This is a genomic window from Pseudoalteromonas simplex (assembly GCF_015278155.1).
Lineage (GTDB): Bacteria > Pseudomonadota > Gammaproteobacteria > Enterobacterales > Alteromonadaceae > Pseudoalteromonas > Pseudoalteromonas simplex.
In genome coordinates this window covers 73,037-96,824 of sequence record NZ_JADILN010000001.1, presented here as the reverse complement: position 1 = coordinate 96,824, position 23,788 = coordinate 73,037, and the positions used below count along the sequence as shown (strand labels likewise).

The window sequence follows — 23,788 nt, the reverse complement described above, 5'->3', positions numbered from 1 at the left end:
GCCTTTAGCCACGACTTAAATCACAAATAATGTTATGTCCTTTAACCAATTCGAAAAAACTAACAAATCAAAAGGCCTTTTAACTGCACACTTAATAAATGATAATAATTTACATTACCATTTATTAAGTGGTATATTCCCATTAATCGGTACAGGGTGTTGCGGATTTTAATTAATTGGAGACTGAAGAAAAACTCTTCTTGTCTCTTGGTTACTAAATCAATGTTAAAGGATATACACAATGGAAATTTTTAAACTACCGCAATATCTATGGATTAATGATTCCAACTATCTAAAAAGAAAAATCTCCGTTTTGCTGGGGATATCATAAGCCCACTCCATGATTTTCCACTCGTCATGACTTTCAACATGACACAACAATAGCCTAAGCATAGGCCTCACTATTTAAAGACGTAATAGGACTACGGATAAAAAATGACAAAGACTAACTACTTTAAACTCACGCCTGTCGCACTTTCTTGTTTAGCGATATTTAGTCAATCTTTACAGGCTGAGCAAAAAAAGCATCACGATATGGAAGTACTCACAGTCGTGGGTGAACAAAACAATGCTCAAAGCTATAAAGTTGAGCAAATGAGTACCGCAACGGGTTTAGAGTTATCATTTCTTGAAACACCACAATCAACCACAGTCGTGAATGAGCAAGCGATAAAAGATCAACAACTAAACTCTGTTATTGAAGTGATGAACAGCGTAGCGGGGATTAATACCCGCCCTTCTGACAACGACCGATACTCAATCAGTGCCCGCGGTATTGGCGTAAGTAGTATTTTGTATGACGGTGTGGCGACAACCTACGATACACGCTTTAACTATGGTGACAACTTAATGGATAGCGCAATTTATCAGCGCATAGAAGTTGTTCGCGGAGCAACTGGTTTGATGTTAGGTGCGGGCAGTCCATCGGCAGCTATCAATTTAGTGCGTAAGCGTCCGACAGAACAATTTCAAGCAAACGTAAGCCTAAGTATTGGTTCATGGCAACAGTTACGCGGTATTGTTGACTTATCGGGAGGTTTGAATCAAGACGCAAGCGTTCGAGGTCGAGTCGTCATAGCATATCAAGATCGCGAAAGTTATCAGCATCGTTACGAGCAACAAAGACAAACCCTTTACGGTATTATTGAAGCAGATTTAGGTCGTGACACATTACTAACCTTAGGAACTGATTATCAAGATACCAAGCCTGAAGGCTCAATGTCTGGTGGATTACCGCTATTTGACAACCAAGGTAATAGAACTAATTACAGTCACCACACATCAACTGCTCCTCGCTGGGCATCATCTAAAACCAAAGCGTTGAACAGCTTTGCCACGATTGAACATAACTTTAGTGATGACTGGCAAGTTAAAGCCAGCTACATCTATGGCGATAACGATTTAGAATATGATGTGTTATGGCCAACGGGTAACCCAGACCCAATAACCAATGAAGGAATGATACCTGGCTCACTTTCATTTATTGATGGCAATCGCACTCAACATACATACGACTTAAAATTATCGGGCCGTTTTATGTTACTCGATCGTTCTCAACAAGTTCTAATTGGTGTAAATCAGCAGAAACAAGAGTTTGCCAACCCATATTATGGCTCTTTAAATGAAGCACCGCCTTTGGGTGATTTTAGAGATAAAAACTTTACTTATCCCACCCCTCAATGGAGTGATGAAATCTTGTATGGCTCATGGGGAGAAACAAAGCAACAAGCAATATATCTTGCTTCTGATATTGAAGTAACTGACGCGCTTTCAATGGTTATAGGAGGACGGATTGATAATTGGGAAACTGAGCAAGACAATTTCGGAACCGTTCATAATTACGAAGTTGATAATGAATTTACCAGTTACATTGGCGCTACCTATACTGTTGGGCAAAATGTATCTTTGTATGCTAACTACACCGATATTTTCACACCACAAAGTAGAGTTCAATCCGATGGCAGGTACCTAGATCCTGTTAAGGGAAAAAACTACGAAGCAGGTGTTAAAGCAAGCCTATTTGAAGAAGCGCTAGACACCTCATTTTCAGTGTTTGAGATCCGTCAAGATAATGTTGGCGAAGCAACAGGAGAAACATTACCTGGTACTACTGTGCCTATTTACCGTGGTATTGATGGCACCAAAACGCAAGGATTCGAATTTGAAGCAAATGGTTCAATTAATGAGCATTGGAATGTTTATTTTGGATATAGCCAATTTGAAACAAAAGACCCTGATGGAGAAAAGATAACGACCACTAGCCCAAAACACCAAGTAAAGCTTTTCAGTACTTATGAATTAAATAATATACTAAGTGGTCTACAACTGGGAGCTGGTTTTAATTGGCAAAGTGAAATCAATAGAAATGTCACTAAGCCTGATAGAAGTTCAGTTGAGGTTAGTCAGCAAAGTTATGCGCTTTTTCGACTAATGGCAAGATACAACGTAAACGAACAACTTACATTGCGCGCTAATTTAGAGAACGCATTTGATAAACGTTATTACAGCCAAATTGGGTTTTATAACCAGTATCAATATGGCGCACCGAGAAACTTTAGTATCACTGCTCAATATCGTTTTTAATAACATACACGAGTAATTACTAAATTCGCCTCTATATACGAGGCGAATTTAGAAACAGAGTAAAAATCAGCTGAGTTTTCAACAGAAGCTCTGAGTTAGTAGAATAAGGTTTTATACCCAAGTAAAACCAGTTCTAGCCATCGACAATAATACGTAACATGCGACGCAGTGGCTCAGCAGCACCCCATAACAGTTGGTCACCAACCGTAAACGCACTGATATACTCTGGGCCCATCGCTAATTTACGAATACGACCTACCGGAATAGACAGCGTGCCAGTTACTTTTACAGGCGTTAAGTCTGTAGCGGTAATGTCACGATCATTCGGGATCACTTTGACCCACTCATTGTGAGAAGCAAGAATTTCTTCAATTTGCTCAACGCTAATGTCTTTGCGCAGCTTAATTGTCATTGCTTGTGAGTGACAACGCATTGCACCAATGCGAACACATAAGCCATCAACAGGGATAGGTTGTTCACTGCTGCCTAAAATCTTGTTCGCTTCAACTTGCGCTTTCCACTCTTCTTTACTTTGACCGCTTGGCATTGGTACATCAATCCAAGGGATAAGGCTACCGGCTAGAGGTACTCCAAACTGATCTTGTGGTAAATCGCTTGAGGCAATTTTTTCGGTGACTAACTTATCAATTTCAAGAATCGCAGCATTAGGATCTGCCAGTTTGTCTGCCACTGTTTCGTGAATTGCACCCATTTGCGCAATTAGCTCTTTCATGTTGCGTGCGCCTGCGCCAGAAGCGGCTTGATATGTCATTGGGCTGACCCATTCAATCAAGTCTTGCTCAAATAAACCGCCTAGGGCTAATAGCATAAGTGATACGGTACAGTTTCCGCCCACATAGGTTTTAACACCTTGCTCTAAGCCTGCACTGATAACGTCTTTGTTTACTGGGTCTAGCACAATAATACTGTCGTCACTCATACGCAATGCCGATGCCGCATCAATCCAATAACCTTGCCAACCTGATTCACGTAATTGCGGGTAAACGGCTTTGGTATAGTCACCGCCTTGGCAAGTGACAATAATATCCATCTTCGCAAGCTCAGCGATATCATTGGCATCTAAAAGCGGTTTAGCAGGACCCGCAAGATCAGGGCCTAATTGACCGGTTTGTGAGGTGGTGAAAAAAGTCGTGTCGATATTAGAAAAATCATTTTCTTGCTGCATACGTTCTAATAACACAGAGCCAACCATGCCCCGCCAACCGACTAATCCTACTTTTTTCATTGTTTGTTCCACTGTTTGATTCATTCAAATTACCTAAACTGTTAAAAATTAAAGTCCATTGCGTGAGAATTTAATTTTTACAGAAGTAATCTAGCATTGCGGTCTTAGCAAAACCAGCGTAAACCGAGTAACATCAAAATTTTTCATCTTAGCATCGGACAAGCGTCTGGTAGTACCATGTTTAGCGCGCCAGCATGCACTTTAAAATGCTGTTGCTTTGAGCTGATTGGCTCGCCATCTAAGTTTATTGGCATTTCTGTTTGTGTTTGCCATTCAAGCCAAGGCACTTGAAAGCGTTTTACCCACTGTTGTGAAGAGTTAGGGTAATTACTGAGCTCTTCAATAACCGCTGGTACATCTGAGATTGCAAATGATGTAAACGCCACTAAATCAACCAAGCCATCATTTATGTACGCATGTGGCGCAAGTAATTGGCCACCGCCCGCTTGGCGGCCATTACATACGGCAGCGGCAATAATATCGCCCGAAGTACGTTCACCATCAGGCAGCGTTAACTCGCCACTGTAAGGTACAAAACTCAGCGCTTGTACAAGACCAGCCAAGGTATACGCGCCACCACCGAGTAAGTTTTTCAGTGCAGGCGGTGTGGTTGCGGTAATTTTTGCCCCAAAGCCAGCACTGGCTACATTTACGAAATAACGCTTATCAACCTCTACCGTATCAATTGCATGCGACTGACCTTGTGCGGCAAGCTTCAGTGCTGGCAAGTACCCGTGAGGAATATTAGCGGCTATAGCAAAGTCATTTGCTGTGCCCATAGGTAAAATTGCAAGCTCTAAACGTTGTGACTTTTCCAGTTTCATTAATGCATTAACGGCTTCATTAACGGTGCCATCACCACCAGCTACGACAATACGTTTTACACCCTCTGCGACGGCTTCATTAATAAAACGCTCAATGTCACCGCCTTCATAGGTAACACGCACCGCAAGTGGCTGACGAGTTCGAAATTGACCGATGGCGTCACGAAGCTGCTCATCAGCCGCTTTTTTGCCATTTATAATTAACCGTAAGTCCATTTTTAATCCCTGTTTTAACACTTAGAACTACCATAACACGCAATGGTTTAATATACCCAAACTACCTCAAGATGCGAGTTTCAGTTGGAATTAAAAGCGATTTAGGCAAGGCATTGATTGCAAGTAATAGTGGTTCTATTGTTAAAATCAATAACGCAGTATAAATCGCTTTTAAACCAACCCTTTGGGCGCTTCACAGGCACTTACTCTCATCGTTGTTACTTCTTAAAAGGGACTGCCATTCTTGCAAAGTAACGCCTTGATATTAAGCACCTGTGAAACGCTGAATTCTGCATCTTGAGGTGGTTTGGGTATAGAAAAAAGCCCTGCTAGTGCAGGGCTAAATCAACGTTAGGATTTATTATTGTATCCTTCCTTGGTCAGAGTATTAGAACTGGTATTTGTACTCAATTGAGAACTCAGTGCCTTTCTCTTTAGAGCGAGTTAAAGTTCCCGCTGACTCTATTTCAGATTTTGCGCCCAAGATATTCGCCACTTTGAACTTCAAGCTTGAGTTGAAATCAGGGAAATAGGTGTAGTTAAAGTCTAGAGAGTGGAAAGGTTGCTCCATCCAATCTTCTTGACCTTCAATGCCAGGAATAATAATTCGCTCACCAAATACGTTATAGATTAGCGTTGAAGCATGCTGCCCACTAGGTGCGTCATAGCCTAACTGCATATTCACAACATATTTTGAATGGCCCGTCATGCGACGTGTTGTATTTGTAACCGCTGCAGAAACTCCTGTTTGTTCAACAATTGCCTGACGGTCCATGTTGATTTCTGAGTCACTTAACGTCACGTTACCTGTCATGAACACGTCTTGCCAGAATCCACCTAAGAAAGCAAAATCTTTCAGGTATTCAAATTCAACACCCGCAACATAACCATCTTCTGCATTAGCAATACGTACCAATGGTGGACCATCTTGTGCAGGTGATTGAACGGACTCAATTGGGTCAACCATGTCTTTATAGAACACACCAACAGAGAAGTTCTCGCCCGTATCAAAATAGTTTTCCCAGCGGAAATCATAGTTTTTGATTTGGGTTGTACGTAAACCAGGCGTACCACCTACAGGGTATTCAGTAAGCGGATCGATGTAAGTTGCGTCAGAAATCTCACGTAAATCTGGACGAACAACTGTTTCACCATAGCTTAAACGCCATTGCGTTTCGTCGTTTTGCACATAAGTTAAAGCAAGTGCACTATAAACGTCGTCTTCACGGAATGCGAGCTGATCTAACTCATCATAATCAATTGAAGATGCAAGGCCACCAGTAAATGGGTCAAGAGGAACAGATACTTGACGGAAATCTTCCCAACGTAAACCACCGGTAATACGCCATGTATTATTGAAGAAGAAATCTGCTTCGAAGTAATAGGCATCCACTTTCTGCGCTGACTTATAGTCATCGCCTGAAACCGTTGTGTCGTTTAAGATTGGTTGCGTTAGTGTCGCGTTCGAGAGTACATCATCAGACAAAATAGTGTTTAACTCATTTCCGTTTAAGTCAACATCTGAGAATGCACGTGTATTGATATCAAAACGACGGTTAGTTGCTGAACGCTCTTTAGAGATAAAGTCAGCACCTGATTTAAGCTCAACATCCACGCCATCTAGCATAATAGGCAACGTAAAGTTAAAACCGTAGTTCTCTACTTCATCATCCAAATCTTGGAAAGTGTAACGTGCAGCTGTTGTTGCATTGGTTAGTGCACTTTCGTTTACTGTATCGTAAAACCCATCTTCGTTAGCATCAGTAACAATGAAACGAGTTTCCATGTTACCTGGTGCGTAACGGTTTGAGCGACCAATTGAATACTTCCAGTCAAAACCCGCGTAATTCAACCAATCAAAAGTATGCATACCTTTTAATTGATTAACGATCAGCTCACGCTCTTCATAACGAACATCATACGAACGTACACGCTTGTTATCAGAGGTATTGTTGTTTTGGTCAATACCTAAACGATCTGAAATTTTATCTTCAGTATCACGTAGGATTAATGCTGTGTAGTCAACTTTATGCGCTTTGTCATACTCAACACCAACCGTAACCATACCTGATGTTTTAACCGTGTGTTCAGTACTTAGTACTTGGTCATAACCACGGATCATGGTTGTTGAATTTTCACCAATCAAGAAGCCTTGACCTTGATACTCATCTGCAACAACGTGCTTATTATCGTAGCTAAGCGACGATAAGAAACCGTAGCGCCATTTATCTGATTCGAAGCTGTTACCTAGCGTGGTAGTAAACTTCGTATTCGGGTCAACCTTTGCTGATTTTGGATCATAATCACGATTTAACGATAGGGCTAAAGCACGGCTTTGCTCTGGCGTTAAATCATCAAGCGATTGACCACTTTGGTACACATCAAGAATAGCACGCGGAATTTCGCGTGTGCCATCATCAACACCGTACCAATCATCCGAACCACCGTTGTATTCAAGGCCATCATCAAAGTTATTAGTGTTGTAACCAAGCTGACCCGTCACATCAAATACAAACTGATCAGGAATTGATTTCAAGCGAATATCAACGTTACCACCACCAAAAGATGCTGGCATTGACGGTGAATATGATTTTTGTACTGATAAGCTTTCGATAATACCTGATGGAAATAAATCCAGTGGTAATACAGAACGCGTTGGATCTGGGCTTGGTACAGCAGAATTATTTAACTGTGTACTTGAATATCGTTCACCTAGACCACGTACATAAATAAATTTACCATCAACAAGTGTTAAGCCTGTTACACGGCGTAGCGCTGCAGCAGCGTCACTATCACCACTTCGTGAAATTTGCTCTGCACCCATAATATCAGCAACGAATGCTTGCTGTTTACGCTCTTCTAGAACAGCTGTTGCAGTGCCTTTTAAACGACTTGCACTAACAACAACTTCTTCAAGAACAGCTTCTTCGTCTGCTTCAGCTGCGTGTGCTGAGACACTCAAGCCGCATAAGATAGCTGCGCTTAGTGCTGTTAAGCTGAACTGTTTTGAATATTGTTTCATGTTTACCTCTATCTGAAATAAGTTACAGAAAGTTGTTTAAAGGTGCTAAACACGTTGTTTAGCACCTCGCTTACTGTGTTATTCCAGACCTACCGTCCAACCTTCAGTCCAGTTGTTATCAGCAGATACTGCACCAATGTGCGTTGTTGTATCGAAGAAACCGTCGATTGCTTTCACGTCTGTCGCTGTTGTTGTATCGATAGTAAAGATACCATTTACAACTTGCGTTTGACCTGTAGCAACTAAGTTACCTAATGTGTTTGTCCACCAGTTCTCAACGCTGAAATCTACACCACTTGGGTCTTTGAAGTTTTCAGAACATGCAATCACTGATGATTTAATCATTAAGGTGCCATCTTGAGCATTGTTCACTGTTTCACTTTCACCAGAAGCTGCACCTTCAATCTCAAGACATTCGCCCATGCCTTCAGGGCCCGTTACTATTGTGTTATAGATTTGCGCACCCGTACCTTCACGGAAGTACATACCTTCTGAATCATCTTCACCGTCAAAGGTATTACCAATGATTGTTAAGTTAGCAATTGTTGGGTTTGACTTAGGCGTTTTAGACGGTGTAGTACCATCGTTGTCTGCTTCAATACCACGGTTCGCGTCTGAGTTATCAGCTGCTTGCTTAACAAGAATATGCTGCATTTTACCTTGGAAACCATTGTCCCAGTCGATGCTGTCATCTTGAATGCTTGTTAGTACTAAGTACTTCGCTTGTACGTTACCACCGAAGAATTCAACACCGTCATCCGCGTTTTGGTGAACTTGCACATACTCAACAGTAGTACCAGAACCAACACCACCGAACGTAATACCGTTTAATTCGTTATCTGGTGCGATTTCGTAACCACCATTCATCACACGAACATAACGCAGCGTACCTGAGTTGTCCGTTGTATCAGTACCACCGAACACGGCACCTGACTCAACACCTTCAACTTGAAGTGCACAATCACCTTCTGCTGGACACTTGTTCGATGGCGCATTACCAAGAAGAACTAAACCACCCCATTGGCCCGCAGCTGTAGTACCGCCCATAACATCTTGGCTTGAAGTGAACGAGATTGGCTCATCTTTAGTACCGTTAGCATTAATTTTTGAACCACGGCTAATTACTAAGTAATCATCACCTGTACGGCCATATACTGTTACGCCTGGCTCGATTGTTAAAGTAGCTGAATCTGCATTATCATCACCTACAAATACTGCACCGCTTAATGCGTAGTAGTTACCCGCAGTAAGTGTTAAATCTGCAGTAATACGACCAGACACTTCACATGTTGTTGTGCTGCCATCAACTGGAGAAATTGACGTTGTACCTGATGGACAACCTGCTACTGCTGGTGGTGCAGTTACTTCACCGCCACCGTAACCAAATGCCCAACCTTCACGCCAGTCATCTGAGTCATTTAATGCACCAACAAAGTCAACTGTATCGAAGAACGCATCAACAGTATTTGCTACATCTTGGCCCGCGCCTAGTAATGGAGAACCTGCAATTGGTTGACCGTTTGCACCAAGCATTGGCTTGTCATTGATTACGTTACCAGATTGTGCTGTAAACCATGTTTCAAGCTCAAGTAACGTGTTGCCGCTACCATCAACTGGATTTTTGAAGTTTTCGCCATTAGTACACGACATAAACGTGTTTTGCATTAAGATAGTGCCATCGTTAGCGTTATTTACTGTTTCGCTAGCACCGTCTTCTGCACCTTCAATCTCTAAACACTCACCCATTTCATCAGAGCCAGTGATCACTGAGTTATAAAGGTGTAAACCTGTACCTTCACGGAGGTAGATACCTTCAGCATCATCTTCACCATCAAAGTTGTTACCGATGATTGTTAAGTTAGAGATGATTGGTAATGATTTTGGTTCTTTAGAAGGTGTGCTACCGTCGTTATCTGCTTCAATACCACGGTTTGCATCTGTTGAATCAGGATCTTGTTCAACATAAACGAATTGCATTTTACCTTGGTAACCATTGTCCCAGTCGATGCTATCGTCATCGATACTTGTTAATACAACGTGCTTAAGGTTTACTGCACCACCAAAGAATTCAACACCATCATCTGAATTATTGTGAACTTGTAAGTATTCAACTGTAGTACCAGAACCTACAGCACCAAACGTAATACCATTTAGTTCGTTGTCTGGTGCAATTTCATAACCAGCGTTTTTAACAACAACATATTTTAATGTACCTGAATTATCTGTGTTATCCGTACCGCCAAATACAGCACCTGATTCAACACCTTCAACTTGAAGAGCACAATCGCCTTCAGCAGGACACTTATTAGAAATACCATTACCAAGAAGCACCATACCGCCCCATTGGCCTGCAGATGTTTCATCACCCACTACATCTTGCTTAGAAGTAAAGATGATAGGGTCGTTTTTAGTACCTGTAGCTTCAATTTTAGAGTCACGGCTAACAACTAGGTAATCAGAGCCGCTGTTACCGAATACGACCGCACCTGCTTCAATTGTTAATGTTGCACTGTCTGCTTTATCGTTACCAACAAATACTGCACCATCAAGTGCCCAGAATGCGTCTGTTGATAATGTTGTATCTTCTGTAATTACGCCTGAAAGAACTTGAACTGTTACATCACGACCTAATGCAGCAGATACTTCATTCGAAAGGCTTTGGCTGTATACACCTGGTAACTCTTCAGTTGTTGGTGGTGTAGTTGGGTTAGTAGGTGTAGTTGGTTGCTCAACTGTTTCGTCCACGTTGATGTTGATGTCACCACCGCCACAACCTGCTAAAGAGATTGCTGTAGCTACAAGACTAACCTTGAATAAGCCAGATAATTTCATTGTTCACTCCGTTAAGATAGATATTTAATTATTGTGTTAGCGCATAAACTCAAGTCACCGAAAAAGCACTAAAACTTAATGCTTTTGGGTCACTTGAGTTTTAAACTGCGACTACCTTACGGGAGCTGTATGACAAACTAGTTACACTTTAATAAACATAAAATGACAATATTAATTATTTAAAAAAGAGTAAGTTAGTAAATTTTAGGAACGGAAAAAAGCCGCCCGAAGGCAGCTTTGGTGTTGCGATTATAAATTAGTTCTTTTGTACGCTTACCTGTTGAATACGATTTAGAGTAAAGCGGTACGTAATGTTTCGGCGTGCACTTTTTCACGCTTCACATACTTGATCCATTGCTCAGCTAAACGCTGCGACTTTTTGTGTTTTTCCGCTTGCTCAAACGCTAAAATCGAGGCATCAAAGTTTTGTAAATTGTACTGCGCCATACCTAAGGCAACATACACATTTGATTCAAACTCTAAGCCACCTTTATCTAGGGCTTTACGTGCTGCATCCGCTGCTTCTTCATATTTTTCAAGATTAATGCTTACCTCTGCAATACGTTGTTCGTACTGACCATGCGACACTAAACCAGCGGCTTTTGCAAAATAAGCAAGTGACTTTTCACCCTCTTTTGCTTGTACCATTGCTTCTGCAACAAAGGCATAGTTTTTCGCTGATTTTTCAGCGACACCGTCTTGCATAGCTTTACTCATCACGTTCGCCGCTTTAAAAGCCAGGCCGTTGTATAAATAAACTTGCGATAATTGACGTAAATCTGATTTAGATTTCATGAAACCTTGTTGATATGCCGCTTCTAAAATCGCTAATTGTTTTTTCTCTGCGCCCGTTTCACCGTACATGCCACCTAACTGAACCCAGTACTCTGGCTTGTTGTAAAGCTTAACTAAACGCTCAAGTACCTCGACCACCTTGTCAGACTGATTAAGTGAGTAGTACATAGCACGCTGTAAGATTAACCAGTTTTCTTTTGGCATTTCACCTTTGCTGTCGGCTTCTGCGATAGCAAGGTTAATGTTCTCAATGCCTTTTTGGTAATCTTTAAGCTGATAATACGCTTGAGATTTTAATACGTAATAAGCATCTGTTTTCGGCTTGTCGTTAATCACATCCCACTGTGCTAAATATTTGATTACCTTTTCGTAATCGCTATTAGCCATGGCAAGTTGCGCTAAGCTAAAGGTGGTGCTTACACGTAATGTTTCTGGAATCGCATCTTCGTTTACTACTTTTTCAAACGAGGCAATTGCTTTATCTAAGTCGTTTTCGTTGTAGTAAATAAAACCGTAGAAATTATGCATCATGGCAATTTCATACGAGTTCATGCTTGAAGAGCGCTCTTGAATACTATCAAGTGCTTCTAGCCCTGCTTTTGCATCACCATCATCAGCCAGCTTTTGTGCTCGTGCTAATTGGCTATACACTTTTTCACGCAGTGCAGGTACTCGTTTGGTTTTTTGCTCCTCAGCGTAAGCTGTTGCAAGTGTCACACCTGGTAACATGCTAACAACGCTTGGGACTACAAGGCTGCTTGTGAAAGCAGCCGCGCAAATCACGGCAACTTTTAAAGGTTTCATAATCGCATTCCTCTTTTCTAACCGTTAATTTGGAAAGAAATTTTGTTCTGTACGCCCGCTACTTCAACAGCTTCACCGTTAACAACGCGCGGTTTATATTTAAATTTAAGTGCTGCATCCATCGCAGCGCGGTCAAACAGTGATTCTGGTTCAGCTTTAATCACTTTCGGGTCACGAACTGTGCCTTGCTTGGTTACTGTAAACTCAACAATCACATAGCCTTCGATACCACGCGATAAAGCTCGGCGCGGGTAAACAGGCGCTACTTTTACAATCGGTAGGTATTCACCATCGCTTGATTCAAGGGCTAAGCCGCCAGCTAAGTTAACGTCAGCTTCAACACTGGCACCAAAGTCAAAGTTGGCATTACTCGCGTTAGGATCACTGTTTTGCATTTGCGGTGATTCCATTGGTGGAGGTGGCTCTTTTGGCGTTGGTGGCTTTTGCGGTTTACGTTCTTTCTTTTGCACTGTCTCTTCTTTTTTCAGACGAACAAAATCAAGTACGTTTCCTTTTACGGGCTCAGACATGGCCCCTTCACCACCGGTGATCAGTGCCTGCATGCCTAAAAACAGCATAACAGTCACGATACCAGCGATGATTAATGCAACTATATAACGCATTGCTCACATTCCTTATGATGCTTCTTGCGCAGCAATCGACACATCAAATGCGCCTGCAGCACGCGATGCATCCATTACTTTAATAAGTACATCGGTTGTGGCTTTCTTATCAGCTTGAATAACCACGCTACCTTGTGGGTTTTCAGCTTTTAAGCGCTCGATATTTGCTTGAACTGCACGAACATCTACTTGGCGTTTGTTGATCCAAATTTCACCTTTGTCAGAAATAGCAACTAAGATGTTGGCACGCTCTTTTTTCACTGCTGTTGCTGCTTCAGGGCGGTTTACATCAATACCGGCTTCTTTTACGAATGATGCTGTTACGATAAAGAAGATAAGCATGATGAAAACAACGTCTAGCATTGGCGTCATGTTGATTTCTTCAGCGTCGTCTTCTTGAAATAGGTTACCTAGTGGCGCTCTCATTATTAGTCTCCTAATGGGTGATGCTCACATCACCCTAAAATTCGTTTAGTGGTCTAAGACCATGTTGTCTTCAAGTAATTGCACTTCGCGTTTTGCACGACGTTGTAAGAACGTTGAGGCGAAAACTCCTGAAAGTGCACCCACCATACCTGCCATTGTTGGGATAGTGGCTTTAGACACCCCTGATGCCATAGAACGTGCACTGCCTGTGCCTGTGATTGCCATTACATCAAATACTTCGATCATGCCGGTTACGGTACCTAACAGACCTAAAAGTGGACATAACGCAACCATTACGTTGATTAGCGCAAGGTTATTATTTAGTTGCATGCCAGCGCGTGAAATCATCGCTTGGCGAATTTGCTCTGCGTTCCAGCTGTTACGCTCTGCTCTATTGCTCCAAGTGCTTTTTACGTCTTTCTTGTAGCGTTTAAAGCCACCAAAAAAATACATAAAACGCTCAAGTATCAATAACCACATCGCGAAGATGAGGACCCCGATGACCAAGAGAACTTGGCCACCTGTGTCGAGGAAATCACGTAGAGCATTGATTGCATCAATCAATAGCACCATGATTTATGCTCCTTTCTCGCTTCGCTCTGCGATGATACCTGCGCTTTGCTCTTGTAAAATCAACAGCATGTTTTTAGAGCGCGTGTTAAGAAGTGTGTATAAGAATACTGTAGGGATAGCCACAACCAGACCAAGTACCGTTGTTACAAGTGCCTGAGAAATACCACCCGCCATTAGTTTAGGGTCACCTGTACCAAACAAGGTAATTGCTTGGAAGGTGTTAATCATACCGGTTACCGTACCTAGTAGACCAAGTAGTGGTGCTACCACAGAGATAATCTTAATTAGCGTCAGGTTACGAGTAATTTTTGGCATTTCACGAATGATTGCTTCGCTTAATTTAAGCTCAAGCGTGTCGTACGCTACATCTGGGTACTGATCTTTCACTTTCATTACGCGACCAAGTGGGTTGTCATCACGTGCCACTGTGTCTTTAAGTTGACGACGGATTTTGCTACCCATAATCATTAGAGATACAAAACGCTCAAGTGCGATTAGTAAAGCGATTAAGCCAACACCTAAGATGATGTAACCAACCGTACCACCTTGGTGAACTTGCTCTTCAGTATCTGGTGCTTGTACTAAAAGACCTAAGATTGAACCGCCAGTTGGGTCAAGTGCAAACGGTACAACACCTGAGTTTGCTTGTTGTAAATCAGCAGCCGTTGCTGTGTAACGGCTGCTAGGCTGACGCGTAAGCTGGCTGATTGTATTTGTAGCTGGTGTGTACTCTAGGTATTTACCATCTGCGATTAAGTTAAATGCACCAACGCGCACCACTTCTTTTTGTGCTTTGCTGCCACCTTCGACGATAACATCTGTTGTAAAGCGAGATACTTTACCTTGCTCAGTCATTTCGCGCTGTAATTCAAACCATACTTTTTCGATATCATCGATAGAAGCAAGCTTTGACGTTGAACCCATTTTTTGTGCCAGCTCATCCATGAAGTTACTACGACCAGGAAGCTCTGCAGAAACAACTGACGTCATGAATTTATTACTTGAATCACCCGCTACTTGTTGTAACACACCGAATAGCTCTTTAAGTGAACCCATGCGGTTTGAAAGCGTGTCTGTTAAGTTAGCTAGCTTTACTTCGTTTTCTTCAAACTGAGTTTCTAAGCGCTCCGACTCGTTAAGCATTGCAGTACGTTTTGCTTGTGTATCTTTGAGCATTTGTACTTGTTCGTTTTGACGCGCCATGAACTCTTGTTCACGTTGTTTATTTTCAGCGCTTTGCTGTGCTTTACCTTGCTCTAATGTTTTTAGTAATGAGTCTAAATCCATTGGCTCAGCTGCTATGCTGCTACCGGCAAAACCAAGGCCAGCTGCAAACACGGCCATTTTTGTCATTTTCGTTAATAATTTCATCTCAAACCTCTTATTCAGCAGCGTGGACTGGCAGTGTTAACATATCTGGGGCAAGTTGCTTACGTGCAATGCGTAAACCTTTGTTGATTTGGCTGATTGCAGAATCTGGTAATTCAACAAACGATTTTGTTTCTTTATCCCAGCTACCTGCTTTTTTGCCGTCGCGTGTTAAATAAATAAGTTCTAAACGACCGATGCGTAAGAAATCCACTTCGCGCTCTTGGCCATCTACATTCAGTAATGATGTGTACGCTTCGATAGTGCGACCGTAATCTACTTCTACTTGGTAAGCTTCAAGTAAGCGGCGGAATTTTTCACTTGAAGTAATGTCTGCGCGGTCCATCATTTCTTTTAATGATGCAATACGCTTGCTACGTTCTTCAGTTAAGAAAGGCACGTCTAGTGCAACGAATTGCTCAAGACCTGTGATCATACGCATCATTAATGGCGTAATTTGACGCTCAATAACTGATACCTGATCCATTGACTCGTTTAACGCGTCCATTTCTGCAATTTGGTTATTTAATTGCTTAGTAAGTTGCGCGTTATAAACAGTTAAGCCGTCAATTTCTTTATTAAGGGCTTTGAATTGTTGTAAACGACCTTGCATTGAATCTGCAATCTTGTCGATTTTAGTTTGTGATTGCGCCGCAGATTTGTTTATCTCGCTGCTTTTATCAATTACTTTATCTAGATCGTTTGCATGTACTGCTGCAGATGCCGCTACAATACCTGCTAAAATCAGTGGTTTAACGCCTTTCATCGCATACACCTTTACTCGTTAAGTTAGCTTAATTTGCTAGTTGGGTTGTTTTATTGTGCGAAAGGATAACGATGAAAAATGACAAGCATGTTGCGCAAAAAATACAAAAATATGACAGCTGTAACAATTAGTTTATATTGCGCAAAGATAAGGCAAAAGTTGCAGGGTTTCGGGAACTAAATATGAGATGTTATTTGCTGATAAGTACTTTGCCAGTCTTGATAATTAACAGGAACAGCAGTAAATAGCCCTTTATTTTCAAGTACTAAAGACGGAAAGCCTTGAATTGGTAAGCTTCTCGCTTGGTTTATTTCGTCCATAAGTAATGAATTTATTTTTTCACTTTCTATTTCTTTAAGGAATGCGTTTTTTTCTAACCCTATTTGCTCAGCAAGGCTTGCAAGGGTGCTGATGTCAGATGGATTTTGTGCATCTAGGTAGTAGGCTTTTTGAATGGCATAAAGCATCTCTTGCTCTTTATTTTGCTGCCTTGCGACAAGCACTGCACGGCATGCTGGGTAAGTAGAACGGCGCGGTTGCGCGGTATGCCAAAACTCATGATTAAATGGTGTGCCAAGTTGCTGCTCAATGCGCTGCCATGTTTGCTGTAAAAACTGCTGCATTTCTTTTCGCATTGGCTCATCTGAATCAGGCGCAAGGCCACCCACTTTATATTCAATAGCAAGTTTGTCGCCAATGGCTGCTTGAAGCTTTAACCAAGTTTCTCTGAAGCCCCAGCACCAACTACACATTGGGTCATAAACATAAATTAGCTTTGCCATTTAATTAACCTCACTTAAACCTGATACAACTAGATTGCGCCCTTTTGCTTTGGCCTTATACAAGTTTTCATCAGCATGCTTAATTGCTTTACTAAATTGGCTTCCCCTTTCAAGGCTGGCAATACCAATACTGCAAGTTATAGATATAGATTGCCCAACATCATAGGGGATCTGTTTTTGAGCAACAAAAGCGCGCAACTTTTCAGCTACAGAGTGTGCAATTGTTAGCCCTGTTTTAGGTAGCAAAATAATAAACTCTTCGCCGCCATAGCGTGCTTTTATATCGGTTCCTCGCAGTTTATCGTGCAACATAGAAGTAAATGCAATAAGTACTTGATCACCAAAATCATGGCCATAACTATCGTTGAGTGACTTAAAATTATCTAAATCAATCAATAATACCGACATAGGTAAGTAGTTTGCCGCTTCAGCTTCAAGGCGGGGTTGAATATGTTCATAAATATAACGACGATTGGCAAGGCCAGTAAGTGGGTCGGTTAATGCATCGCGTTTTTCTATTAAGGTAATACCAGCAATTTTTTGATGGCTTTTTTGTCTAAAGTATTCGCTAATCGCAGCGAACAAAATTACTAAACTAAAGGACGCTAAAAAGCGTGAAGTTTCAACTTGCCCATAGTGTGCTTGACCAAAATTAGGGCTAAACAGCAGTGCAACTGCACTAGCATACATAATCCCAACCAATACACTGCCCACTTTTAACCCTAAGGTGACATAAGCCACAATGGGGTAAAACATTAGCCAATATAAAGCAGTATTCTCTTTACCGCCGGTGTACACTAAGGCCATACAAAGCAATAAGATAATAGATAAAATAATGCAGCTAACAGGCACCAGAGCACCTGTGCGAAAGTAATACAGCATGCACAGCACGATGGTTACGTCACTCACAACCAACATAATAGTTAATGGTAAAGCGTAAATTTGATAGTTAGATAACACCAACGAAGTGATTAAAACAATGGCAAAAAAAGCCATGGTAAATAAGGTGAAGGCACGGCGCTGTTTATCCGCCGTGTCGACACTGTTTAAAGTAATGGCATTAAGCCAGTTTTGATCCAAAATTGCAGTCTCTTAACAACTAAACTTTAAATTTGAGCACTAATTTTTCGAGCTCATAAAACTGTGCTTTTAATTTTGTACACTCGTTTAAGGTGTTATTCAGATTGCTCTGGCCTTGATTAGAAAGCTCGCTAATTGAGTGTATGTCACTGTCTAAACTTTGAATGACTTGGTTTTGCTCAGTCGTGGCATTTGCAACACTGTGGTTCACCTCATCAATTGACTCAATGGCACGAGTTACCTCTGCCATTTTATCGCCTGCTACATGTGCTTGTTCAACACTCTTTTCGCTATCACGAATACTTGCAGTCATTACTTCAACCGCAGACGCAGAGCCTTGTTGTAACTGAGAAATTGTGTCTTCGATTTCTTGCGTTGATTGCTGTGTACGATGCGCAAGTTGGCGTACTTCGTCGGCGACAACCGCAAAGCCTCGACCCGCTTCACCCGCACGGGCAGCTTCAATTGCGGCATTAAGGGCTAGTAAATTAGTTTGCTCACTAACCCCTTTGATCACTTCAAGCACTTGGCCGATGCTTACGGTGTGTGCATCTAAACTATTAATGGTTTTTTGCGCCTGCTCCATATTACGAGACAAGGCATTAATTGCCGTTAAATTATCAGCTAATGCAGATTGGCTTTGTAATGATTGGCTATTAGCACTGGTTGCTAAGGTTGACGCATTACTTGCACTATTTGAGATTTCTACCGCACTCGATGTCAGTTCATTGATTGCAGTTGCTACGTTATCTGTACGCTTTGTTTGGTCAGCATACATGTCGAGCGTGCCTTGCGTTTGATTAACTAAACTCTCAACTAAGCGCTCAAGCTCAACGGTGGTATTTTTAACTTGCTCGATTGATGTATGAATCTTCTCGATGAACGCATTAAAGTAATGGCTCAACTCACCAAACTCGTCATTATTTTCAACTTCAAGACGACGGGTTAAATCCCCCTCGCCTTGTGCAATATCCTTAATTGCATCGTTCAAGCGCTGCATTGGGCGCATTAAGTAGCGAAGTAAAAACTGCATCATCAGTACAATCGCGACAATACCTAACAGCATATAAATAGCTGCCATATTTCTAAATGAGGCAACCGATGAATAAGCTATTTCCTCGTTAATAACTACACCTAAATACCAATCAACGTTTTGAATACCTTTAACCTTGGTAAACGATACTAATTTGTCTGAGTCATCAATTTGAACTTCAACAAACTCAGATTGAAGCGATAAGTCTTTGCCAAATAAGTCACGCATGTTTTTATCGATAAACTTCGTTTCTGGGTGGCTTAAAATATGCCCTTCGCTATCAAGTAAAAAGCCATAACCAAACCCTAAAAAGTCAATTTCGTTGACGATTTTGGTAATCGTTTTCATGTCGATGTCGGCACCCGCAACACCACTAAACACACCGTTTGCTTGCATTGGCGCTACAGCAGAAATAGTTAGTTCATTGGTAGTTACATCAATATAAGGGGCTGTAAACGCAGTACTGCTTTTATTTTCAACAAGTTTGTACCATGGACGTTTGGTAGCATCGTAATCGGGTGGTAAAACAACAGATTGGTCGTTTAATACAAAAGTGCCATCTGTGATACCAATATAAGTATTTTTAAAATCACCTGCTTTGTCGGCTGTGTTTAGTTGTTTAAGCGTTAACTCTTTACTATCACCTAGCTGATAGGTGTCTGCGACAGACGAAACAATCGCTAATTTAGCGTTTAACCAGTTAGCTATATTTTGCGATACTGATTGAGAAATCTCTTGCAGAACAAGCGAAAGCTGCTCCTGCGTTTGACTGCGCATAGAGACGAAGTTATTGACGGTAAATAATCCGAGCACAATCACTAAAACCAGTGATGCAGCCGCAGTTACCTTGGTGGTAAATTTCAAAGTGCTTTTGGAGCTTTGCATGACAAACCTATTTGTTATTTTTTTCGTTGTTAGCACTTTTATATTTAACAAATTTAAAGCCATTTGTCTTATAAAATTAAGCTAAAACTAGGAAATCGTTACTTATAATTAAAGTACGCTTTCTTTATAAATCAATTACTTTATTAACGGCAGCACATTCAACTTCTAAAGCCACATTAATAAAAAGCAGCAAAACACCCCTTGGAACGTTCCTATAAATTACCGCTTTAATCACCCCTGAATACGTATTCATTAAATCATTCTGTCATCTAATTTTGTTGGCTAAAGAAAAAAATGGCACAAAAAAACCCCGCAACTCTGTGCGGGGTTTTTATTAATAGTTATTTTTAGTTGATGCGTTTTTTCCAGCTATCTGCTAAACGTACAACGTTTAAGCCATACCAAGCGATAAAAGCATAACAAATCACAGGTACAAAGAAGCTTTGTTGAATGTTTACTGTGTCAGCTACCACACCTTGTACTAATGGTACTAAGGCGCCACCAACGATTGCTAAACATAACCAACCCGAACCTTTACTTGTGAGTGAACCTAGGCCTTCAATAGCAACAGAGAAAATAGTCGGGAACATGATTGAATTGAATAAACCAATCGCAAGTACTGAATAAAGCGCCACATCACCTTCAGTGAATATAGTCACTAACAGCAATACAATAACCATCATGGCATTAAAGAATAACGCTTTTGAAGGCGCAATCTTTTGCAATGCTGCAGAGCCAATGAAACGACCCACCATTGCACCGCCCCAATAATAAGCAATTAGGCTTGCCGCCGCATGCTCTTCAAGGCCAGCAATGTGCGCTTCGCCAAAGTAGTTTACTAAGAAGCTACCAATTGAAACCTCAGCACCGACGTAACAGAAGATACCTACAACACCCATCATTAAATGAGGTGCCTCAGCTAGGCTGTGACCTTTCGCTTTGCAGTCTTGCTCTTCTGTGTGCTCTGCAATCACAGGTAATTTAAAGAAGGCAAAAACCACAGCAATGGTCAGTAGTGCAGCTGCAAGCATGAGGTAAGGCACTTTGACAGATTCAGCGGTGGCCGCGTTTGCAGCTAGTGTGCCTGCTGTACCAAAGAATAAAATACCACCCACATATGGACCAACTGTGGTACCGAGTGAGTTAAGTGCTTGAGCTAAATTTAAACGTGACGACGCCGTTTTTTCAGGACCTAACGCCACAACATACGGGTTAGCAGATACCTGTAATACGGTAATACCTGCCGCTAATACAAATAACGCACCTAAAAATAACCAGTACTCATGTACTACAACCGCTGGGTAAAATAACATACAGCCAATTGATGCTACGACTAAGCCAGTTAGTACACCATTTTTGTAGCCCATTTTTTTAACCAACATACCCGCTGGTAGCGACACAATAAAGTAAGCACCAAAGAAACAAAACTGAACCAGCATTGCTTCTGTGTAGGTTAAATCGAATACCCCTTTTAAGCGCGGGATCAACACGTCATTTAAAACTGTAATAAAACCCCATAAAAAGAACAGGGTTGTCATTGCTGTCAGTGGTAGCAGGTAGTTTTTATTTTGCTGCGAACCATCGGCGACAAACGATTGGTTTGTATTTATTTCACTCACGTGGTTTTCACTCCGTTAACAAGTTACCTTTGATTCTACACATTGAAGTAAAAATAGCACAAAGATTTACTAGGAACGTTCCAATATTTTTATTTCCTGCTATAGTTGCAAGATGTACACAGATTTATTAGTAACCCATGGCCAAAGTTAATTTTAAAAGCCCTGATTTTCTTAAGCAGCATATTCAAGATACCCTTGCTTTTTATCACCCCCATTGTGTTGATCATTCAGCCCATGGCTTAGCTGGCTTTTATCAGTTCTTTAAAAATAATGGCGCGATCTACGATAAACACACTCGCCATTTAGTCTCGAGCACCCGCTTTGTTTTTAACTATGCAATGGCGTACATAGAGTTTAAAGAGCCAGAATATTTAAGCCTCACTAAACATGGTTTAGCTCACCTTGAACATGCGCATAAACAAGCATCTGGTGGTTATGCTTGGCTTATTGAGCAAGATGATAACGGCAAAGTAACCGTGTTAGACGACACCAATCATTGCTACGGGCTTGCCTTTGTTATGCTTGCAAACGCAGTAGCCTTAAAAGCAGGGGTAAACGACTGCAAAAATACCCTTTCGCAAGTTTGGGATTTATTAGAGCAGCACTACTTTGAACCCCAGCATAATGCCTATTTAGATGAGCAAAATGCCGATTTTAGCTGTGCAGATGACTATCGCGGCCAAAATGCCAATATGCATTTATGCGAAGCCTTACTGATGTGTTTTGAAGCAACCAACGAGACCCGTTATTTAAAACGTGCTAAACAACTTGCCGAAACTTTCACAGTAAAACTGGCTGCACAGAGCCAACAGTTTGTCTGGGAACACTATTCTAAAAATTGGCAACTCGATTTAGATTACAACAAAGATGACCCGCAGCATTTATTTAGACCTTGGGGATTTCAACCAGGTCATCAAACTGAGTGGGCAAAACTGTTACTTATTTTAAACCGCCATATTGATGAACCTTGGCTGGTAACGCGCGCTAAAAGCCTGTTTGATGAAACCCTTAGGATTGCATGGGATCAGCAACATGGGGGCATTTTCTATGGCTTTGCACCAGATAAACAAATTTGTGATAGCGATAAATACTTTTGGGTGCAGGCCGAATCATTAGCCGCAGCAGCCCTACTCGCTGATGCCACAAATGACGAAAGCTATTGGCAATGGTACGAAAAAATTTGGCAATACAGTTGGCAACATATGGTAGATCACCAATATGGTGCGTGGTATCGCATTTTATCAGCACAAAACCAACCCTACAGTGACGAAAAATCGCCAGCAGGCAAAACCGACTACCATACTATGGGTGCCTGCTACGAAGTATTAAGAACCTTAACCTTGAGGAATGCATAATGAGTTTAGTGTGTTTTGGCGAAGCATTAATCGACTTTTTATCAGATGGTAAACAACCAGAGTCATTTACCAAATACGCAGGTGGCGCACCTGCCAATGTGGCTGTTGCAGCAGCAAAACTAGGCCTAAACACCAGCTTTTGCGGTATGCTAGGCGATGATATGTTCGGTCACTTTATTAAACAAGAGCTTGAGCAGCATGCGGTAAACACTGATTACTGTACATTCACCGATGCCGCGAAAACTGCGCTGGCGTTTGTATCACTCGATGAAAATGGCGAACGCTCGTTTAGTTTTTATCGCCCACCAGCTGCCGATTTACTGTATCGAGTGGACGACTTTGAGCATGCAATGTTTGCAAATCACGCCATCATGCACGTATGCAGCAACAGTTTGACTGAGCACAATATCTATCAAACAACAATTTATGGTTTAACGCAGGCGAAAAAAGCTGGCGCAATTTGTAGCTTTGATATGAATCTGCGCGAAAACCTGTGGCCAAGTATGCGCCATACGCTTGACAGAATGTGGCACGTTATATCTCTGGCAGATATCGTTAAACTCTCATTTGAAGAGCTTGAGTTTTTAAATCAAAAAAGCCATCAAGAAATGCCACTTCAGCACACTATTGATGCCATTTTAAAGGCCGGTGTAACCTGTTTGCTAGTTACCAATGGCGGCGAAGCAATCAGTTTTTATCACGCAGACTTTAAAGGTCAAGTTAGCCCACCAGCGACAAAAGTAGTTGATACCACAGCCGCAGGCGATGCGTTTATTGGCGGCATGCTGTCAAAGATTGGTCAGCACTGTGAAAACAAACAAAGCTTTAAAGCGTTTTGCCAAACGCCAGAGAATATCGAACAAACCATTGCTTATGCAGCTAAAGCTGGCGCTTTTGCAGTAAGCCGTTATGGTGCATTTGCGTCTTTACCTAGCGCTGCCGATTTAGCCTAGAAC

The 23,788-nt window shown here is 41.6% G+C and carries 17 protein-coding genes; 3 read left to right on the top strand and 14 right to left on the bottom strand.

Features of this window, described 5'->3' with window-relative positions:
- The first annotated feature begins 435 nt into the window (after nucleotides 1–435).
- Nucleotides 436–2,583 carry a TonB-dependent siderophore receptor gene (locus IRQ78_RS00430; RefSeq protein ID WP_228482468.1) on the top strand — a complete coding sequence of 716 codons (2,148 nt, stop codon included), beginning with the start codon at nucleotides 436–438 and terminating at the stop codon, nucleotides 2,581–2,583.
- A 133-nt stretch (nucleotides 2,584–2,716) separates the two neighbouring features.
- Here the strand turns inward: IRQ78_RS00430 and asd are convergent, their stop codons facing one another.
- The 14 genes from asd to IRQ78_RS00360 all read right to left on the bottom strand — a co-directional run bounded on the left by asd (nucleotide 2,717) and on the right by IRQ78_RS00360 (nucleotide 21,477).
- Complete coding sequence (asd, locus tag IRQ78_RS00425; RefSeq protein ID WP_054552076.1) at nucleotides 2,717–3,853, bottom strand: aspartate-semialdehyde dehydrogenase; 1,137 nt, start codon at nucleotides 3,851–3,853, stop codon at nucleotides 2,717–2,719.
- A gap of 119 nt (nucleotides 3,854–3,972) precedes the next feature.
- Entirely contained in the window at nucleotides 3,973–4,869 is an 897-nt protein-coding gene (gene yegS, locus IRQ78_RS00420; protein ID WP_194441057.1) for a lipid kinase YegS, read from the bottom strand.
- A gap of 388 nt (nucleotides 4,870–5,257) precedes the next feature.
- Nucleotides 5,258–7,891, bottom strand: a complete 2,634-nt coding sequence (locus IRQ78_RS00415) for a TonB-dependent receptor domain-containing protein (protein WP_194441056.1) — start codon at nucleotides 7,889–7,891, stop codon at nucleotides 5,258–5,260.
- 78 nt (nucleotides 7,892–7,969) lie between these two features.
- Nucleotides 7,970–10,723 carry a hypothetical protein gene (locus IRQ78_RS00410; protein WP_138600834.1) on the bottom strand — a complete coding sequence of 918 codons (2,754 nt, stop codon included), beginning with the start codon at nucleotides 10,721–10,723 and terminating at the stop codon, nucleotides 7,970–7,972.
- A gap of 291 nt (nucleotides 10,724–11,014) precedes the next feature.
- Nucleotides 11,015–12,322, bottom strand: a complete 1,308-nt coding sequence (locus IRQ78_RS00405) for a tetratricopeptide repeat protein (RefSeq protein ID WP_194441055.1) — start codon at nucleotides 12,320–12,322, stop codon at nucleotides 11,015–11,017.
- Between the two features lie 17 nt (nucleotides 12,323–12,339).
- Entirely contained in the window at nucleotides 12,340–12,945 is a 606-nt protein-coding gene (locus tag IRQ78_RS00400) for an energy transducer TonB (protein WP_054552071.1), read from the bottom strand.
- 12 nt (nucleotides 12,946–12,957) lie between these two features.
- Nucleotides 12,958–13,371 carry an ExbD/TolR family protein gene (locus IRQ78_RS00395; RefSeq protein ID WP_036971869.1) on the bottom strand — a complete coding sequence of 138 codons (414 nt, stop codon included), beginning with the start codon at nucleotides 13,369–13,371 and terminating at the stop codon, nucleotides 12,958–12,960.
- A 45-nt stretch (nucleotides 13,372–13,416) separates the two neighbouring features.
- Nucleotides 13,417–13,944, bottom strand: a complete 528-nt coding sequence (locus IRQ78_RS00390; protein WP_054552070.1) for a MotA/TolQ/ExbB proton channel family protein — start codon at nucleotides 13,942–13,944, stop codon at nucleotides 13,417–13,419.
- Between the two features lie 3 nt (nucleotides 13,945–13,947).
- Nucleotides 13,948–15,315: a MotA/TolQ/ExbB proton channel family protein gene (locus IRQ78_RS00385; protein ID WP_194441054.1), complete on the bottom strand. Its 1,368-nt coding sequence runs from the start codon at nucleotides 15,313–15,315 to the stop codon at nucleotides 13,948–13,950.
- 10 nt (nucleotides 15,316–15,325) lie between these two features.
- Nucleotides 15,326–16,078: a DUF3450 domain-containing protein gene (locus tag IRQ78_RS00380; protein WP_054552068.1), complete on the bottom strand. Its 753-nt coding sequence runs from the start codon at nucleotides 16,076–16,078 to the stop codon at nucleotides 15,326–15,328.
- Nucleotides 16,079–16,254: 176 nt separating this feature from the next.
- On the bottom strand, nucleotides 16,255–16,860 hold the full coding sequence (locus IRQ78_RS00375) for a DsbA family protein (RefSeq protein WP_194441053.1): 606 nt from the start codon (nucleotides 16,858–16,860) through the stop codon (nucleotides 16,255–16,257).
- Nucleotides 16,861–17,940 carry a diguanylate cyclase gene (locus IRQ78_RS00370; protein ID WP_228482467.1) on the bottom strand — a complete coding sequence of 360 codons (1,080 nt, stop codon included), beginning with the start codon at nucleotides 17,938–17,940 and terminating at the stop codon, nucleotides 16,861–16,863.
- Nucleotides 17,941–17,959: 19 nt separating this feature from the next.
- Nucleotides 17,960–19,858, bottom strand: a complete 1,899-nt coding sequence (locus IRQ78_RS00365; protein ID WP_138616700.1) for a methyl-accepting chemotaxis protein — start codon at nucleotides 19,856–19,858, stop codon at nucleotides 17,960–17,962.
- Nucleotides 19,859–20,205: 347 nt separating this feature from the next.
- Nucleotides 20,206–21,477, bottom strand: a complete 1,272-nt coding sequence (locus IRQ78_RS00360) for a glucose/galactose MFS transporter (protein WP_166340869.1) — start codon at nucleotides 21,475–21,477, stop codon at nucleotides 20,206–20,208.
- A 137-nt stretch (nucleotides 21,478–21,614) separates the two neighbouring features.
- Between IRQ78_RS00360 and IRQ78_RS00355 the strand changes: the two genes are divergently transcribed.
- Together IRQ78_RS00355 and IRQ78_RS00350 are read left to right on the top strand one after the other, a co-directional pair.
- Nucleotides 21,615–22,832, top strand: coding sequence for an AGE family epimerase/isomerase (locus IRQ78_RS00355; RefSeq protein WP_194441052.1), 1,218 nt, complete (start codon nucleotides 21,615–21,617; stop codon nucleotides 22,830–22,832).
- The gene (locus IRQ78_RS00350) at nucleotides 22,832–23,785 is read left to right on the top strand and encodes a carbohydrate kinase family protein (RefSeq protein ID WP_194441051.1); all 954 of its coding nucleotides are present in this window, start codon (nucleotides 22,832–22,834) and stop codon (nucleotides 23,783–23,785) included. Before IRQ78_RS00355 ends, IRQ78_RS00350 begins: the two co-directional genes overlap by 1 nt.
- The last annotated feature ends 3 nt before the right edge of the window (nucleotides 23,786–23,788 follow it).